Annotated in this window: 15 protein-coding genes; 5 read left to right on the top strand and 10 right to left on the bottom strand. The window is 66.3% G+C overall.

The window, feature by feature from the left end; genetic code table 11:
- Nucleotides 1-15 precede the first annotated feature (15 nt).
- Complete coding sequence (locus F3H57_RS10785; protein ID WP_149755927.1) at nt 16-1,071, bottom strand: hypothetical protein; 1,056 nt, start codon at nt 1,069-1,071, stop codon at nt 16-18.
- 266 nt (nt 1,072-1,337) lie between these two features.
- Between F3H57_RS10785 and F3H57_RS10780 the strand changes: the two genes are divergently transcribed.
- Nucleotides 1,338-2,519, top strand: a complete 1,182-nt coding sequence (locus F3H57_RS10780) for a hypothetical protein (RefSeq protein WP_149755926.1) — start codon at nt 1,338-1,340, stop codon at nt 2,517-2,519.
- Nucleotides 2,520-2,861: 342 nt separating this feature from the next.
- Here the strand turns inward: F3H57_RS10780 and F3H57_RS10775 are convergent, their stop codons facing one another.
- Both F3H57_RS10775 and F3H57_RS10770 read right to left on the bottom strand, forming a co-directional pair.
- Nucleotides 2,862-4,214 (bottom strand): tyrosine-type recombinase/integrase, encoded by a 1,353-nt coding sequence (locus F3H57_RS10775; RefSeq protein WP_149755925.1) that lies wholly within the window; start codon nt 4,212-4,214, stop codon nt 2,862-2,864.
- 262 nt (nt 4,215-4,476) lie between these two features.
- Complete coding sequence (locus F3H57_RS10770) at nt 4,477-5,151, bottom strand: TetR/AcrR family transcriptional regulator (protein ID WP_149755924.1); 675 nt, start codon at nt 5,149-5,151, stop codon at nt 4,477-4,479.
- Between the two features lie 120 nt (nt 5,152-5,271).
- On the opposite strand from F3H57_RS10770, the gene F3H57_RS10765 reads away from it, so the two are divergent.
- Entirely contained in the window at nt 5,272-7,308 is a 2,037-nt protein-coding gene (locus F3H57_RS10765; protein ID WP_149755923.1) for an NADH:flavin oxidoreductase, read from the top strand.
- Between the two features lie 11 nt (nt 7,309-7,319).
- On the opposite strand, the gene F3H57_RS10760 is transcribed toward F3H57_RS10765, so the two are convergent.
- The 7 genes from F3H57_RS10760 to F3H57_RS10730 all read right to left on the bottom strand — a co-directional run bounded on the left by F3H57_RS10760 (nt 7,320) and on the right by F3H57_RS10730 (nt 14,616).
- On the bottom strand, nt 7,320-8,120 hold the full coding sequence (locus F3H57_RS10760) for an ABC transporter permease (protein ID WP_149755922.1): 801 nt from the start codon (nt 8,118-8,120) through the stop codon (nt 7,320-7,322).
- Complete coding sequence (locus F3H57_RS10755; RefSeq protein ID WP_149755921.1) at nt 8,117-9,118, bottom strand: ATP-binding cassette domain-containing protein; 1,002 nt, start codon at nt 9,116-9,118, stop codon at nt 8,117-8,119. Before F3H57_RS10755 ends, F3H57_RS10760 begins: the two co-directional genes overlap by 4 nt.
- Before the next feature lie 92 nt (nt 9,119-9,210).
- Nucleotides 9,211-10,266 carry a quaternary amine ABC transporter ATP-binding protein gene (locus F3H57_RS10750; RefSeq protein WP_149755920.1) on the bottom strand — a complete coding sequence of 352 codons (1,056 nt, stop codon included), beginning with the start codon at nt 10,264-10,266 and terminating at the stop codon, nt 9,211-9,213.
- A gap of 12 nt (nt 10,267-10,278) precedes the next feature.
- Nucleotides 10,279-11,319 (bottom strand): ABC transporter permease, encoded by a 1,041-nt coding sequence (locus tag F3H57_RS10745; RefSeq protein WP_149755919.1) that lies wholly within the window; start codon nt 11,317-11,319, stop codon nt 10,279-10,281.
- A gap of 73 nt (nt 11,320-11,392) precedes the next feature.
- A complete protein-coding gene (locus F3H57_RS10740; RefSeq protein ID WP_149755918.1) occupies nt 11,393-12,376 on the bottom strand; it encodes an ABC transporter substrate-binding protein in 984 nt (327 codons plus the stop codon).
- 129 nt (nt 12,377-12,505) lie between these two features.
- Nucleotides 12,506-13,489, bottom strand: a complete 984-nt coding sequence (locus F3H57_RS10735; RefSeq protein WP_149755917.1) for an ABC transporter substrate-binding protein — start codon at nt 13,487-13,489, stop codon at nt 12,506-12,508.
- Nucleotides 13,490-13,641: 152 nt separating this feature from the next.
- On the bottom strand, nt 13,642-14,616 hold the full coding sequence (locus F3H57_RS10730; protein WP_149755916.1) for an ABC transporter substrate-binding protein: 975 nt from the start codon (nt 14,614-14,616) through the stop codon (nt 13,642-13,644).
- A 441-nt stretch (nt 14,617-15,057) separates the two neighbouring features.
- Here F3H57_RS10730 and F3H57_RS10725 point away from each other — a divergent pair, with 441 nt between their 5' ends.
- From F3H57_RS10725 to F3H57_RS10715, 3 genes are all read left to right on the top strand, one after another.
- The gene (locus tag F3H57_RS10725) at nt 15,058-15,294 is read left to right on the top strand and encodes a hypothetical protein (protein ID WP_223163046.1); all 237 of its coding nucleotides are present in this window, start codon (nt 15,058-15,060) and stop codon (nt 15,292-15,294) included.
- 91 nt (nt 15,295-15,385) lie between these two features.
- Entirely contained in the window at nt 15,386-16,834 is a 1,449-nt protein-coding gene (xylB, locus tag F3H57_RS10720; RefSeq protein ID WP_149755915.1) for a xylulokinase, read from the top strand.
- 214 nt (nt 16,835-17,048) lie between these two features.
- Nucleotides 17,049-17,621: a cache domain-containing protein gene (locus tag F3H57_RS10715; RefSeq protein ID WP_223163045.1), complete on the top strand. Its 573-nt coding sequence runs from the start codon at nt 17,049-17,051 to the stop codon at nt 17,619-17,621.
- Nucleotides 17,622-17,646: the final 25 nt, after the last annotated feature.

Genomic DNA, 17,646 nt, shown 5'->3' with positions numbered 1-17,646 from the left:
CACACCGATCGAGCGCTATCGGCTGTCCATGGCGACATCTTCGAGGTGCTGGTGCCATCCGTGCATGTCCTCGATGGGTTCGGCCATGATCTCTTCCAACTGGTCAATCTCCTTCCTGATTTGGTCAAACATCTCCAGTGCGGTCAGGGCCGTCCGTTTGGCGCTAAGCGACCCGGCCCGCTTTCTCCAGCTCTCGAACGGCAACTGCGGGTATCTGGGCTTCCAGCCAGGCAGCAGGCGCGCGTTGAGATCCACCAGCACTTTCGTCCCTCGCGCCATCCCGAGCGCGTCCACATCAAGCGGCTTGGGCGGGAGGCCCTTCGCCTTCAGCGCCTTATCGCCATCGCGGCGAAAACGAACGATTGCGGCGATCGTGTCAGCTTCGAGCTGGATCGTCCGCAGCGTATCGACAGGGTCAACTGTTCCCGAGCGTCCCCTGGCGATGATGCCGAAAGCCGACTCCGCCTGGTCGACCCGAAACAACACATGCGCGCTCAACGCTCGCTCGACCGACATTGGCGGTTGCGGACAAGCCGCGAGCAGCCGATCGCGTAGTCCAGTCAAATCGACCTGGGCTCTGCGGTACTTCGTGGTTACCAACTCAGGCAGAAGACGACGTGCCGCATCGCTGACGACTTCAGGTTCCCAGCGCAGATGACGCTGCGCACCGAGGAGCGATTCGAGCAGCCCAGCGGCTAGGCGGAAATAGAGGTGCGCGAGCTGCCCGATGATCGGATCGTCGCGGAGTCCGACATGGTAGAGCTGGTTCCGGTACTCGTGCAGGATTGCCATCGCCCGGACCTGATCGGGCGGAATGTGTCCGAGCTCTTTTAGAAACTGGATTTTCCTGTCGAAGGCGCGGCCACGAGCGTCGCTGCGCTGTTCCGGCGTGAGCCGGCGGGAATTCCTATGCCGATCCTCGAACAATAGGTCAGCGCATTTTTGATGGCACATCAGCTCCAAACCATTGTCGACGAGGATCAATGCGATCCGCCCATTGAGCGGGTGATCAATCGCCAGTTCAGCGAGTGCGCGGTCCAGTTGTTCTGCAATGGGAACGATCGATCGCACGGATCTTCTCCTAACGCGCGCCGCAGCCGTGACATTAAAGCTCGCCGCACCTTACATTATTTGACCCGCCGCATACGGACAGGTTCCGATAGCCACAAGGAGTTCGCATCCTGAACAACCCGCTCCCCTTTGATCTAGTGTCCGCGGTCGACGCTCTGTGGCGTCACGATGGTCCGGTAGCTGGCAATCTATATGCGTCCCCCGCGTTTGTGAGGCTTCGGGAAACCTGCCAGCGGCTCTATCAATCAGCGGGATCGAAGGACGCCGTGAACTTTGCCCTCAGCCAGGCCCTCTACGGTCTCGGATTTCGCTGGAGCGACGACGCACCCGCCCGCTTTGCTGTCTCCCCGGCTATCGCAGCGGCCCGCCTTGACCAAGCCTTCAGGCAGACGGAAGCGCACCTGTTACATCTCTGTCCGCTAGATCTCGGCGACGATGTCCCCGAACTGCGTTTTGGACCCAATGCCATTCGAAACTTCACGGCAGAGGAGCTGGACGATCTCCTCGACCCCGAAGGGTTGTCGCGAAAACGGCCCGGCTGGCGTTTCGACAGCCGGCGCTTCAGCCGGTTTGCCTGGCTCGTCGTCGAAGAGATCGTGGTCCTCCCCGGAAAATCTGGCGGCCGCGTTCTCCCCGGACTGTTCGCCGATCTGCGACAGGATTTCGGGCGGATCGAACCGCACAAAAGGCACTTCCCCGCTCCGGTCGAAGCCGCGCTCTTCGCGCTACTGACGGCCCCCTGGGAGGATGTCACCAGCTATTCCGACTTGGATTGGCGTCCCTTTCGCGTGCCATGGGTCCATACTCTGTCGGACGACCTGTTTGCGCGCCGATCGACGCCGCCCGATGCCGACACATTGTCGTGGGAGCCGGACTTCTACGAAGATGAGGACGGTGCCATGGTGGAGATTGAACGACCTACACGGTTGCCCCTGACCGACGCCGCGATCCCCCAAACAGCCTATCTGGATGATGCAGCCTGGACTGAACTCCTGGAGGCTCGACGTTCCCCGCTATTTCATCGCCCGATCGACCACTTCGCGATCCGGGCGTTCGCGAGCGATGGGATCGACGAGTTTCTTGCGCATGTCACGGTGATCGAGGCCGCACTGGGACAGCCGATCGACCATGACCCGAGGAAGCGCCCGAAAATCAGCGGACAACGGCGCCAGGGCGCGACAGCACGGGTCGCGTGGCGCCTCGCGGCGCTCCTGGACGATCCCTCGGCCGGCGAGAGATACCTCGCGCTTTTCAAGGAGAGAAGCGACTTCCTCCACGGCCAGGCGATGCAGGACATACCAAGCCAAGTGCGACTGGACGCTCGACGGCTTGCGCGTCGATGCGTGTGTGCCTTGATCGGCGCAGCAACCTCACCGTCGCCTCCAGAAAACCAGGATGCCTTCCTGAACGAGCTACTGCAGCGCGGTTCGTCGCAGGCTTCGGGTTAGAACGCCGCAGATGACGGCTTCGACACGCGCATGGCAGTATTGACGAGCTCCTGACCGAAATCATGAACTCCACACGATTCTAGCCGACGTCCGACGGAGAGGCGATTCATGCACGCCGCTCTTCCGTGTTGCCCCTGTGGGTCGGCATGCGTCGGTCGACGCCAACGAATGGCCGAAGTGCCCGCGACGAGATCGAACCGCCGCCTGTGCCGTCAATCCGCTGGGCGACCACGTGCAGCGTGATGCCAACGGCGACAATGGGGTCGAGAGCCGCCACTATTGCGCTGCGCCAGTCCATCGCGCTGGACTAAGATAAATCGAGCTCAAGCGCCCATTCGCGAGTTATGCCGCGATGCACTCCGTCTCGGCGGTTTCTTCGTCGCCGATAGCCTGAAGCAGGAAGCGCGACAGCGCGGCCTTTCGGGAATCGCGATCGAGCGCATAGGCGGTCTGCTTGAATTCGACCCCATCGAGCAGTCCCTGAATGTAGCCGGAGATCGTGTCGGCCGCCATGATGAGCGCGGTATCGAGCGTGTGGATGTAGTTGCTGGTCACCGATCCCTTTGAGTGGCCGACCAGTGCAGCGATCGTCACTTCGGTGAAACCAAGATCGTTCGCGATGCTGGCGAAGCTGTGGCGCAGCACGTGCGCCGTCACATCGGCAAGGGGGGAACCCCTGAAGATATTCCGCCAGTGGTTCGGGAAACTACCGAACGCGTTGTCCTCACCCTGGCCGGGGAAGACATAGGTGCCTATCTGCTCCTCACGCCTTGCTTCGAGATACTCGACCGCGGGGAGGCCAATCGGGCGGACGGACGCGCCCTCCTTGCTGTCAGCCAGGCGCAAGCAACTTGCGTCGGTATCGACCTCGGCCCATTTCAGATTGATCATTTCGCTTCGCCGGCAGCCGGTAAGGGCGATCTGACGGATGATCTCGACGGTCATCGCGTATTTTTCGATCTCGGCGGCTTTTCGCAGCATTTCGCCGAGTGTCCGATATTCGGCTTCGGTGAGACGGCGGCCACGCACATTGTCCTTTGGCTTACGGATGCCGTGAGCAGGGTTGGACGTGATGATGCCTGCCTCCATGGCGTAGGTGAGGATGCCACCGAGCAGTCCCACTGTTCGTGTCGCCGTGCCAGCCCCGCCTCGCACGATGGATTTGCCACGCAGCTTCTTGGTCTTGACGGTCACCGCCGTCTTGCCAGCCATGACATCCTTCAAAACCTTTGCGATGTCCGCCTTGACGAGGTCCTTGACCCGGCGATTGCCTATGAGCGGAATGATATGTCTTTTGATACGACCGACATCGCTGATGATGGTGCCCGCCTTCTTCGGTCGGCCACCCTTCCCGAGGATCAAACCCGCCTCCAGGTCCTTGAGGTACAGGGCGCACAATTCCTTGACGGTGATCGCCTGGTGATCGAGCAGTCGTTCTTCGGAGGGGTTGTCGCCTTGCGCGACGCGACCGAGCTGCACCTTGGCTTCCTGCCGGGCCGTCTCCGCCGTCCAGATGCCATGCAGGCCGATCGTGTAGCGACGGGTTCGACCTGCGGCGCGATATTGGATTAGGTAGCTGCGCTTGCCGGACGCGAAGATGCGAAGGCCAAAGCCGGGCAACTCGTCGTCCCAAATGAAATAGTCCTTCTCGCGGACGGCAGCGGCGTCCACCACACGTTTCGTGAGCCTTGCCATCAGGCACTCCTCCTGTTGAGGAGGGTCTGCTTCCGCGGAAGCACCACGGAAGCAGCCGGTTGAAAATCGGAGCGAAGTTTCGGATATGGATTTCGGCGAGGAAATCCAAATTGTCCAGCAGTGTCAGTAGGTTGTAGTTTCATAGCGTGCCCTGGCGTGCATTTAGGATAGCCAGGACAAATTGCTCCGAAGGCAGAGGCCTCAGGTTCGAATCCTGACGGGTGCGCCAGCATCCAGACCACAGCCGGATCGCCAGGTCCCCTCAGGTTTCAGCCTTGTGCGGTTGGGCATGCTCCGCGGCGTCGAAGCCGAGCCGCGCGTGGAAGCGGGCGAGTTCGTTCGGGGCGGGGCCTTCGCCGCAATAGGTCTTCACGTAGCCCGGCACCCGCGCCATGCGCACGGCCGGATCTTCCTGCACCTGCATCGAGATGTAGCCGATCTGCACGAGGTAGACGGTGCGCGCGCGCACGTCGGCGTCCTGAGGCGCATAGCCGAACCGTTCGAACATCGCCCGGATCGCCGCCAGCCGCCGTTCGTCCGCGTCGTTCACGCGCGCCATGACCGCATCGGACTGATGCGCCCAGCCGCGCACGGCGAAATCGAGCTGCGGCTCGAACAGCGCCTCGTCGTGAAAGACCACGATGAGGTTCAGCACCGCTTCCTGAATCGATTCGGCATAGGCGCTGCAGGCGGTCTCGAACGCGCCGCTGTTCTTGGCGTCCCACTCTTCGAGCAGCGCGTCCAGAAGGGCGCCGCGATCCTTGAAGAACCAGTAGAAGCTCGTCCGCGACAGGTTCAGCCGGGTCGCCAGCGGCTGGATCTTCACCGCGCCGAGCCCGGTGTCCAGGAAGGCGCGCTTGGCCGCGTCGAGCCACAGTTCGCGCGAGCCGCGCCAGCCCGATGTCTTGCCGGGATCGGTGTCTTCGAGCTGTTCCATGGCGCGACATTAAGAAGCCCCGCAGCGCCCTTCAACACAAAATATACATCGATGATCTTTTAATTGACACAAGTGAACATTTCCGGCATCCGAATTGCCAAGACGCCACGGAGGTGCAGCATGTCGACCGATCCCCTTCTCCAGCCCTACGATCTGAAGCATCTGCGGCTGAAGAACCGGCTGATGATCACCAGCCACGAACCGGCCTATCCCGAGGACGGCATGCCCAAGGCGCGCTATCGCGCCTATCACGCGGAGCGGGCGCGGGCCGGCGTGGCGCTGACGATGACGGCCGGGTCGGCCTCGGTCGCGCGGGACAGCCCGCCGGTCTTCAACAACATCCTGGCCTGGAAGGACGAGGTGGTCGGCTGGATGAGGGCGCTCACCGACGAGTGCCACGATCATGACTGCGCGGTGATGATCCAGCTGACGCATCTTGGCCGCCGCACCCGCTGGGACAAGGCCGACTGGCTGCCCGTCGTGTCGTCGAGCCACGAACGGGAGGCCTCGCACAAGGCGTTTCCGAAGGTGGCCGAGGATTGGGACATCGTCCGCATCATCGAGGATTATGCCGACGCGGCGGAACGGATGAGGGACGCCGGGCTCGACGGGATCGAGCTTCAGGCCTACGGGCACCTTCTGGATCAGTTCTGGTCGCCGGCGACGAATGATCTGGACGGGCCGCATGGCGGCAGCCTCGAGAACCGGATGCGACTGTCGATGGACGTGCTGTCGGCGATCCGGGAGAGGGTGGGCGAGGACTTCCTCGTCGGCATCCGCTACGTCGCGGACGAGGACCTCGCCGGAGGGATCACGAAGGAGGAGGGGTTCGAGATCTCGCGCCGCCTGAAGGCGAGCGGGCTGGTCGATTTCCTCAACGTGATCCGGGGCCATATCGACACCGACGCGGGCCTCACCGACGTTATTCCGGTGCAGGGCATGCGGTCGAGCCCGCATCTCGACTTCGCCGGAGAGATCCGTGCGGCGACGCAGGTGCCGACCTTCCACGCCGCCAAAATACAGGATGTCGCGACCGCGCGGCACGCCATCGCCAGCGGCAAGCTCGACATGGTCGGGATGACCCGCGCGCACATGGCCGACCCGCACATCGTCGCCAAGATCCTGCGCGGAGAGGAGGACCGCATCCGTCCCTGCGTCGGCGCCAATTATTGCCTGGACCGGATCTATCAGGGGGGCATGGCGCTGTGCCTGCACAACCCCGCGACGGGGCGCGAGCTCGAGCAGCCGCATGTCGTGCCGAAGGCCGAGACGCGCCGCCGCGTCGTGGTGATCGGCGCCGGCCCTGCGGGGCTGGAGGCCGCGCGCGTCGCGGCGGAGCGGGGGCACGAGGTCATCGTGCACGAGGCGGCGAACGATCCCGGCGGGCAGGTGCGGCTGACCGCGCAGACGCCGCGGCGGGCCGAGATGATCCAGCTGATCCAGTGGCGGTTCGAGGAATGCACGCGCCTCGGCGTGAGCTTCCGGTTCAACAGCTTCGCGGAGGCCGAAACGGTGCAGGCGGATGCGCCCGACGTCGTCATCGTCGCCACCGGCGGGCTGCCGCATACGGAGGTGCTGAGCGAGGGCAACGGCCTCGTCGTCTCGGCCTGGGACATCCTGTCGGGCGATGCCGCGCCCGGAGAGAACGTGCTGATCTACGACGATGCGGGCGATTACGCCGGGCTCCAGGCGGCCGAGAAGATCGCCGCCACCGGCGCGAAGGTCGAGATGGTGACCCGCGACCGCACCATCGCCTCCGAGGTCATGGCCATGTCGCTCACCCCGGCGATGCGCGCGCTGCAGCAGCGCGACGTGACCTTCACCGTGACGTGGAAGCTGGACGCCGTGGCGCGCGACGGCAACGGCCTCTGCGCCACGCTCGGCAGCGATTACGGCGGCGCCACGCGCGAGCGGCGCGTCGACCAGGTTGTGGTGAACCACGGCACGCGCCCGCTCGACGACGTCTATTTCGACCTGCGCGAGGGTTCGACAAACCGCGGCGAGGTCGATTACGAGGCGCTTGTTGCGGGCCGCCCGCAGGAGGTGGTGCGGAACCCCGGCGGCACCTACCGGCTTTATCGTATCGGCGACGCGGTGGCGGCGCGCAACACGCACGCCGCGATCTACGACGCGCTGCGGCTGGTCAAGGCGATCTGACGGCTGGCGCCCTAACGGCGCTGGTAGAGCCGCAGCGTCAGGGGCGCCAAGGCGGCCGTCAGAAGCACCGGGGCGATCAGCGCCAGCGCGATCTGCGAAAGGCTCGCCGTGCCGGCCATCAGGCCGCGCATCGCCGTGGTCATCAGCGACACCGGGTTGACCGCCACGAAGGCGCGCAGCCAGTCCGGCATCGTCTCGGGCTGGACCATGATGTTGGAGGCGAAGACCACCGGGAAAAGCACGGTGAAGCCCAGCGTCATCACGGTCGTCGGCGTGCGGATCAAGAGGCCCAGCACGATGAAGACCCAGCCGATCCCGAAACCGATGGTCAGCAGCAATGCGAAGGCGGCGATCACCCCCGGCAGTCCCGCCTCGGGCCGGTAGCCCAGGATCAGACCGATGCCGAGGATGATGCCGCCGGCGATGAGGTGGCGCAGCACGTCGCCCACGATCAGTCCGGCAAAGGGGGCCAGGGGCCAGATCGGCAGGCTGCGGAACCGGTCGAAGAGGCCCTTTCCGAGGTCCGTCGACAGGTTCATCCCCGAATAGACCGCGTTGAACGCCACCGTCTGCACGAGGATGCCGGGCAGGAAGAACTGCAGGTAATCGCCGGTCGATCCCGCCAGCGCGCCGCCGAAGACGAAGGTGAAGAGCAGCGTGAACATGAGCGGCGTCATGATCAGGTCGAAGAGCTGCTCGGGGACGTGGCGGAATTTCAGCACCGCGCGCCAGCCGAAGGTCAGCGCGTTGGACAGCGCCGAGGGGCGCGGCGGGCGCGCGGTGGGTTCCAGTCCGGACAGGGGGGCGCTCATGCCGCATCCTCCGATTGCGGGGCGCCGCCGGTGAGCGCGAAGAACACCTCTTCGAGGCTGGGCGAGCCCATGGCGAAATCCTCGAGCGGCACGCCGTCTGCCAGCAGTGCGGCGATGGCGCCGTTGGCCGCCTCCGCCGTGGTTGCCATGACCGACAGGCGCGCGCCTTCGGGGCTGCGCTGGACGGGAGCTTCGAGCCGCGCCTCCAGCAGCGCCGCGGCGCGGTCCAGCGGGTCCGCCTCGGCCAGCGTGACGTGTAGCACGCCCGATCCGGTCGCGGCCTTGAGCTCGCGGCTGGTGCCCTCGGCGATCTTGCGGCCGCGATCGATCACCGCGATCCGTTCGGCCAGCTGGTCGGCCTCTTCGAGGTATTGCGTGGTCAGAAGCACTGTCACGCCCGATTGCGCCAGCTGGCGGATCATCCGCCAGACCCGCTGGCGCGCCGTGGGATCGAGGCCGGTGGTTGGTTCGTCGAGGAACAGCACCCCCGGCGTGACGATGAGCGAGGCGGCGATGTCGAGCCGCCGGCGCATACCGCCGGAATAATCCTTCACCTGCCGGTGCCGCGCATCGGCCAGCTCGAACGCCGCGAACAGCGCGTCGGCCCGGTCGCGCGCCGCGCGGCGCCCGAAGCCCCAGAGCCGGGCGAGGAAGATCAGGTTCTCGCGGCCGGTCAGATCCTCGTCGAGAGAGGCGAACTGCCCGGTCATCGCGATGGCGCCGCGTACCGCGTCGGGGGCGGCCGTCAGGTCGTGGCCCATCACCTCTGCCGTGCCGTCGTCGGGCGGCGTCAGCGTGGCGAGCATGCGCATCAGCGTGGTCTTGCCCGCGCCGTTGGGGCCGAGAATGGCAAAGATCATGCCCCTGGGCACGTCGAGGTCGATGCCGGCGACCGCGTCGACGTCGCCGAACCGCTTGACGAGCCCGCGCGCGCGGATCGCCGGCGCGGCCGCGTCCGCATGCGGCGCGGCGTCTGTCTGAGTCCTGCCGTCGGGCATGATTCCCCCGTGCGCTGCCTGGGCCCGCGCGCGTCATAGCACGACCCGCGCCCGGGGGCGCGGGTCTTGTCGGCTCCGGGGCGGGGCGCCGCCTAGGAGGCCTGGCGCATCCCGTCCTCGGAGGCCGCGGTGGGGACGAGCGCCTTGACGACGTCGGTCATGGGCAGGGTGCCGACGGGCGTTCCGTTGCGGGTGACGCGGAAGCTCAGCCTCGTGTCGCCGTCGGCCTTGGCGATGACATCCTCGAGCGTGGCGTTCTCGTCGACCTCGCCAGAGAGACCGCCGGGATCGTCGGTCCCCTCGGTCATCACCGTGCGTGCGCGCAGCACGCGGGCGCGATTGATGTCCGAGATGAAGTCCACGATGTAGGGATCGTTCGGGTTCATCAGAATGTGCTGCGGCTCGCCCTGCTGCACCACCTCGCCGTCCTTCAGGATCACCAGGTGATCGGCGAGCTTCAGCGCCTCGTCCAGATCGTGGGTGATGAACACCACGGTCTTCTGAAGCTCGCGTTGCAGCTCGATCAGCAGATCCTGCATGTCGGTGCGGATCAGCGGATCGAGCGCCGAAAATGCCTCGTCCATCAGCATGATGTCGGAGTTCGAGGTCAGTGCCCGCGCGATGCCCACACGCTGCTGCATCCCGCCCGAAAGCTGGTGCGGATATTGCGGCCCCTGGCCCTCCAGCCCGACGCGGTCGAGCCAGCGGGTCGCCTCCTTCTCCCATTCGGCGCGCTTGGCGCCGTCGACGATCATCGGCGTGCCGGCGTTCTCCAGCACCGTGCGGTGGGGCAGGAGCGCGAATTTCTGGAACACCATCGACATCTTCTTGCGCCGCAGGCCGCGCAGCGCGCTGTCGGAATAGGACATGATGTCCTCGCCGTCGACGATCACCTGGCCGTCGGTGGGGTCGATCAGCCGGTTGAGGTGCCGGATCAGCGTCGACTTGCCGGAGCCCGAGAGCCCCATGATCACGGTGATCTCGCCGCTGGCCATGTCGACGTTGATGTCGCGCAGGCCGAGGACGTGGCGATGCTCGTCCAGAAGCTGTGCCTTGTCCATGCCGGCCTTGGCGTGGGCCAGGGCGGCCTGCGGCTCCTCGCCGAAGATCTTGTAGAGGTTGCGGACGGAAATCTTGGGATCGGTCATCTCGCGCCCTCCTTAATGCTTCTGTGCGGCGTTGACGCGGGCGAGCGCCGCCTTGGTGGACCGGTCGAGGATCACCGCCAGCAGCACGATGCCGAGACCCGAGATCAGCCCGACGCCCAGTTCGAGATTGCGGATGCCGCGCAGGACCAGGACGCCGAGGCCGGGCGCCGAGACCAGCGAGGCGATCACCACCATGGCGAGCGACATCATGATCGTCTGGTTCACGCCGGCCATGATGTTCGGCAGCGCCAGCGGGATCTGCACGCCGTAGAGCTTCTGGCGCTTGGTCATGCCGAAGGCGTCCGCGGCTTCGATCACCTCCTTGTCGACGAGCCGGATGCCGAGATTGGTCAGTCGGATCACCGGCACGATGGCGTAAAGGATGATGGCGATGCCGTAGAGCTTGGGCTCGGTGACGGAAAACAGGAAGATCAGCGGGATCAGGTAGACGAAGGGCGGCAGCGTCTGCAGCATGTCGAGGACCGGGATCATGCCCGCCTGCAGTCTGTCCGAACGCGACATGGCGATGCCGATGGGCACGCCGAGCGCCACGCATATGACGGCGCAGACGAAGATGATCGCCAGCGTCTGCATGGCGTAGTCGTAATAATCGATGAAGGCCAGGAGCGCGAAGGAGCCGACGACGAAGGCCATCAGCTTGAACGAGCGGCTGATGCCGAGCACGATCAGCCCCAGGATCGGGATCATCAGCCACCACGGCACCGTCTGGAACAGGTCGAGCGCGTTGCGAAGCGCCCAGCTCAGCGGTTGGGTCAAGGGATCGAGCACGTAGGACAGCCAGTCCTTGATATCGAGAAAGCCGCGTTCCAGCCCGCGGGTCAGCTCGCGCGACTGGGGAAACGACGCGCAGGCGTCGTTGAGCGCGTCCATCGACGGAAACGGCGTGTCCCAGAGCGACGTCTCCGGCGCCTCGCCCGAGCTTTGAGCCATCAGGTCAGCCATCGACATCGGTGCCGAGCCGCCGCCTTCGCCGTCCCCGCCGCACCAGCCCCTCAGGCCGAGCGTGTCGAATATCCAGTCGTAGGTTGCCATTGTCCCCTGGTCCTTCTTCTTGTGCGGCGCGGCCCCTCAGGACCGCGCCGGTCGGGCGCCGCGGCGCCGGTCGTTATTGGTTCAGCACGTTCGACAGACGCTCCCGTGCCGCATCGTTCAGCCAGTCCGACCAGACGTCCTGGTAGCTGGTCAGAAAATGCACCGCCGCTTCCTCGTTGGAGGCGGTGTTCTCGTCCTTCCAGGCCAGCACGGCGTTCATCTGGTCGTTGGTGAATTGCATGTTGCGCAGCATGTCGGTCACCTCGGGCTCCGCCTCGGCGAAGCTGTCGGTGACCACGGTGAACACGTCCGCGTTCGGGTAGGCCGACACTTGCGGGTCGGCGCAATCGGGTGTCTCGTTGCAGGCATGGGCGTCGGCGTCGAAGCCGCCCATGTCGATCCGCGTCATCGGGTAGCGCCCGAGGATCGCCGTGGGCGACCAGTAATAGCCGATCCACGGCGCCTCGTCGGCATGGGCCGAGGCGATGGAGGAGGCCAGCGTCTCGCCCGAGCCGTGGTCGAAGATCTCGAAGCCTGCGTCCTCGAAGCCGGCCGCGGCGAGGATGTTGTCGTTGACCGTCCGGCAATCCCAGCCGTCCGGGCAATTGTGGAAGCGGTTGTCCAGCAGGTCGGGATTTTTCAGCACACCGTCCAGCGTGCCGAGTTCGGGATGCTCCTCCAGCAGGTAGTCGGGCACGTACCAGCCCTGCACGCTGCCATCCGACAGAACGCGGGTCAGCGGTTCGAGTTTTCCTTCCTCGACCAGCCGGTCGTAGACGGGGGCCGAGTTGACCCAGAGCTCGGTGAGGATGTCGGGCTCTCCGGTCTCGGCCACGGAGGCGAGCGCCGGGGTGATCGACGACGGCACCTTGGTGACGTCGCAGCCATAGCCCTGGTCCATCAGGAACGTGGCGACGGCGGTCACGACCGACGCCGACGCCCAGCTCATTTCGGTGATCGTCGCCTCGCCGCAGCTGCCTTCGCCCTGGGCCGGGGCGAGGGTTGGGACGGTGGCGATGGCGGTCGCGGCCGCGGCGGCCATGAAGAGGTGTCGCATGTGCAGGTCCTTGGTATCCTCAGGTCTCGGAACTCCAGTCCCAGACATGCGGCGACATCGCGTCCTGACCAGTCGGCGGCGTTCACGAACGACTTCGCGGCGCGGGCTTTGCCCGCGCCGCGCCGCCGCTCACTCGCCCAGCACGGAGGCCAGACGCTCGCGCGCGCCGTCGCTCAGCCAGCCCGACCAAACGTCCTGGTAGCTGGTCAGGAAATGCACCGCCGCTTCCTCTGCGGAGGCATTGTTTTCCTCCATCCAGGCGAGGACGGAGTTCATCTGGTCGTTGGTGAACTGCATGTTGCGCAGGAAGTCGACGACCTCGGGCTCGGCCTCCGCGAAGCTGTCGGTGACCACGGTCAGCACCTTGCCGTTTGGATAGGCCGACAGTTCGGGGTCGGCGCAGTCTTCCGTGGAATTGCAGGCGTGCGCTTCCTCGTCGTACTCGCCGACATCGACGCGCGTCATCGGGTACCGGCCGAGCACGGCGGTCGGGGCCCAGTAATAGCCGAACCAGGGTTCGTTATTGGCATGCGCCGAGGCGATGGAGGTCGCCATGGTCTCGCCCGAGCCGTGGTTGAAGATCTCGAAACCGGCTTCTTCGAGGCCCGCGGCACGGATGTTGTTGGTGTTCACGGTCTTGCAGGCCCAGCCATCGGGGCAGTTGTGAAACCGCCCGCCGAGGAGGTCGGGATTCTCCAGAACGCCCTCGATCGTGGCCAGCTCGGGATGCGCCTCGAGCGTGTAATCGGGGATCCACCAGCCCTCGATGCCGCCGTCGGACAGCACCTCGGTCAGGGGCTCGACCTTTCCTTCCGCGGCGAGGCGGTCGTAGACCGGCGCGGCGTTGACCCAGAGCTCGGTGAGAATGTCGGGCTCGCCGTTCTCGGCGACCGACGCGATGGCGGGGTTGGTTGAGGACGGCACGACCGTAACGTCGCAGCCATAGCCCTGTTCCATCAGGAACGTCGCCACCCCGGTGACGACGGAGCCCGAGGCCCAGTTCATCTCGGTGATGGACGCCTCGCCGCAGGAGGTGTCGTCTTGCGCGAAGGCGGTGCCCGCGGTCAGAAGCGCGGCGCAGGAGGCGGCCGCGACGGTGAAGGTACGTGTCATGTGGGATCCCTGATGGTTGCCTTGTTTTCGGGTCGTGTTCTTGCTTGGTCCCGACCGGGTCTTCGCCGGCCTTGGGGACGGGGAACCGCACCGCGGCGCGCCGCGATGCGGAAAATGTGCGTGCCGCCGGCGCGGCGGCCGGCGACGCAGGATCAGCCGTCGATCACCGAGGACAGATTCTCGCGTGCGCTGTCGTTCAGCCAGCCGGTCCACTCGTCCTGGAAGGTCGTCAGGAAGTGTACGGCGCCTTCCTCACCCGAGGCGGAGTTGTCTTCCATCCAGGCGACCACGGAGTTCATGGTGTCCACGTCGAAGGTCATCTTCGACAGGAACTCCGTCAGCTCGGGATGCTCTTCCGAGAAGGTGCTGGTCACCGCGGTGTTCACCGGTGCCGCCGGGAAGTCCGACTTGCCGACATCCGTCGCGTCGGGGTTCTGCGCGGCGTTATGCGCCTCTTCGTTGTAACCGCCCAGATCGACCTTCACCATGTCGTAGCGGCCGAGCGGCGCGGTCGGCGCCCAGTAATAGCCGAACCACGGCGCCTCGTCCTCATAGGCCGCGGCCATCGAGGTCGCCAGCGTCTCGCCCGAGCCATGGTCGAAAACCTCGATCCCGGCATCGGCGACGCCAAAGGCGGGCAGCAGGTTGTCGTTCACCACCCGGCAGCCCCAGCCCTCGGGGCAGTTGTGGAAGCGCGCGCCGACGAGGTCGGGGTTCTCCAGGATGCCCTCGATGGTCTTCAGCTCGGGGTGTTCCTCGGCGAGGTAGGCGGGGATCCACCATCCTTCGACACCGCCGGGGTCCAGCACGGCGCCAAGCTCCTCGATCTGGCCTTCGTCCTTGAGGCGCTGATAGACCTCGCCGGTCGAGTTGGCCCAAAGCTCGGTGACGATGTCCGGCTCGCCGTTCTCGGCGACCGAGGTCACTGCCGGCACCGTGTCGGACGGCACGATGCTCACGTCGCAACCGTAGCCCTGCTCCATGATGAACTTCGCGACGTTCGACACCACGGAGGCCGAGGCCCAGTTCATCTCGGTGATCGAGACTTCGCCGCAGCTCTCGCCGTCCTGTGCGAAGGCGGGTGCGGCCAGAAGCGTGAGGGCCGTCGTCAGTGCAATCTGTCTCATGTCAGTCCTGTAATTTGCCAAGTCGTCCGGCAGGAACCCTAGCGCGTATGTCGGCCGTGTCGCTTTCGCGCCGCGAAATGCCGTTTGCAGCCAGTCGCCGGACCGATCGGGTTTCGCGCGAGGAAGGGTAACGGCGGAACCCCGCCGATGGAAGGCGCATCCCGGAATTTCTCCATGAAAGCCATGCATGCCAGTACATGAGCGATGCCCGCAATCCTGTGACGCCGAGGCGGTGGAAACATGCAGGAATACGACGTCGATTATTCGTCAAGCGACACTTTCTGTCGCTGCGGAGCCGCTGGGCCGGTCTCGCGGGACGGACCGCGGCGACGGGACGCGGTCGCTTCGCGCGAGGTCCGGGCCGGGCAGCCCTCGCGGGGCGGCAAGACGGCGCGCTGCCCGCCGTGGACAGTCGCCGCGCCGCACGGCATGATCCGAAACATGTTCGATTTGCAGACCCCGTTCCTGAAGCCGCTCTGGCGCCGCGTCGCGATCACCGTCGTCACGCTGCTGTGGGCGCTGGTGGAGATCGCCGGCGGCAATGTCGGCTGGGCCGTTCTGTTCGGCGCCGCCGGGCTCTGGTGCGGCTACCAGTTCTTCGTGGTCTGGGACCCCGAGACGGTCGATGCGCGCGCGGCCGCGCAGCGACCGTCCCGGCGCGAGGACGGCGAAGACTAGCGCCGCCGTCCGGGGACATCGGAACGTGCTTGCCGATCCCGGCGTCATTGGTCAGGTTGCGCCCGCATCTGGGCCACAAGGGAGCGGGACGATGAGCCATCTGGGGATCGATCTGGGCACGTCGGGGCTGCGCGCGCTGCTGGTGGGCGACGGCGGCGTGCCCATCGGCGCGGCAGAGCGGCCCTACGAGGTCTCCAACCCGCAACCGGGCTGGAGCGAGCAGGACCCGGCCACCTGGGTCGCCGCGCTCGACGGTGCGATCGAGGATCTGCGTGCCGCCCATCCCGAGTTCGCGGCGCTCTCCGGTATCGGCGTGGCCGGACACATGCACGGCGCGACCCTGCTCGACGCCGATGGCGCGGTGATCCGGCCCTGTATCCTGTGGAACGACACGCGCGCGCACGCAGAGGCCGCGGCGCTCGACGCCGCGCCGGACGTGCGGGGACTGTCAGGCAACATCGTCTTTCCCGGCTTCACCGCGCCGAAGCTCCTTTGGGTGGAGGCGCACGAGCCCGAGAATTTCGCCCGCACCGCGCGGGTGCTGCTGCCGGCGGCGTATCTCAATTTCCATCTGACCGGCGGTGCCGTGGCCGACATGTCCGACAGCGCCGGGACGTCCTGGCTCGATACCGGCGCGCGCGACTGGTCCGACCGGCTGCTGGCGGCCGGGCACATGCGCCGCGACCAGATGCCCGCGCTGGTGGAAGGCTCGGAGCCGGCCGGGACGCTGCGGCCCGACCTCGCCGCCCGCTGGGGGCTGACCGGCGAGGTCACCGTCGCCGGCGGGGCCGGCGACAACGCCGCCGCCGCCTGCGGCATCGGCGCGCTCGGCGAGGGGCAGGGCTTCGTGTCGCTGGGCACCTCGGGCGTGCTGCTGGCGGCGCGCGACGGCTACGCGCCGGCCCCCGAGACCGCGGTGCACACCTTCTGCCACGCGGTGCCGGGCCGCTGGTACCAGATGGGCGTGATGCTCTCGGCGACCGACAGCCTCAACTGGCTGGCGCGGGTCACCGGCTCCACTCCGGCCGAGCTGACCGCGACCCTCGGCGAGCTGCAGGCGCCGGGCCGCGAACGCTTCCTGCCGTACCTGTCGGGCGAGCGCACGCCGCACAACGACGCCGCGATCCGCGGCAGCTTCACCGGCCTCGGCACCGACACGACGCGGGACGCGATGACGCGCGCGGTGCTCGAAGGCGTGGCCTTCGGCCTGCGCGACAGCTTCGAGGCGTTGCGCGCCACCGGCGCCTCGCCCGAGCGTCTGTTCGCGATCGGCGGCGGCACCCGGTCGCGCTACTGGCTGGAGCTCATCGCCACGGTTCTGGGCGTGCCGCTGGCGCTGCCGGCGGGGGGCGAATTCGGCGCGGCGCTGGGGGCGGCGCGGCTCGGCCTCTGCGCGGCGACGGGCGCGGCGCCCGAAACGGTGATGACCCCGCCCGAAACGGGCCGGGAAATCGCGCCGCTGCCGGGCATGACCGCGGCCATGGAGGACGGCTACGCCGCCTTCCGCGCGACCTATCCGGCGATCCGCGGCATCCAGTAGGTGCTGCCGGGCGCTTCAGAATCGCCCTGCAGGTATCTGAACGCAAAAGAAATTTCGATTTCTCGGCGCTTTGGTAAGCGCGCGGTGCGCGCCGTTCGATAGAGTTTTAGGCGTTGTCCGATCGGGGATCGGGCACGCTTTACCGCGAATTAATCGGGGTCGGGGATGTTGCGACTGTCGGCGCGGAAGCCGTCAGTTTGCAGGAGACATTCTCATGACCTTCAAGTCTGCCCTGCTGGGCGCGGTCGGGGCCGTGTGCCTCGCCGGGGGCGCTTGCGCCGCCGAGGGCAACACGGCCATGATGGCCTACGTCAAGGATCAGGCTGCCATCCTCGCAGCGGACAGCGTCGTGATGTCCGCCATGCGCGCCAGCAACGCCCGGCATGCCGACCTGACCGAGGATCAGATCCTTGCGCTCGACGCCGCCTGGCGGGCGGAAGTGGGCGCTGCCGTGACACCGACCATCTCCCCGGTGCTGGACGATCCGGCCTCCGAGATCGTGCGCGGTGCCGTCGCCAACTCCCAGGGCCGGATGACCGAGGTCATCTTGATGGACAATCGCGGCATGAACGTCGCGATCAGCGGTGTCACCTCCGACTTCTGGCAGGGTGACGAGGCCAAGTTTCTGGAGACCTTCGGTGCAGGCCCGGAGGCTGTTCACACGGGCGAAGTCGAGTTCGACGAATCCACTCAGGCCTACCAGGTGCAGGTCTCGGTTCCCGTGGCGGACGAAACCGGTGCGCTCGTCGGTGCGGTCGCAGTCGGCCTCAACATCGACGCGTTCTAGGCGGTACATCCGCTCCTCTTCGCGT

It is taken from the genome of Roseivivax sediminis (assembly GCF_900112685.1).
Classification (GTDB): domain Bacteria; phylum Pseudomonadota; class Alphaproteobacteria; order Rhodobacterales; family Rhodobacteraceae; genus Roseivivax; species Roseivivax sediminis.
The sequence above is the reverse complement of the archived record's forward strand: the minus strand, read 5'-3'. Positions and strand labels throughout refer to the sequence as shown.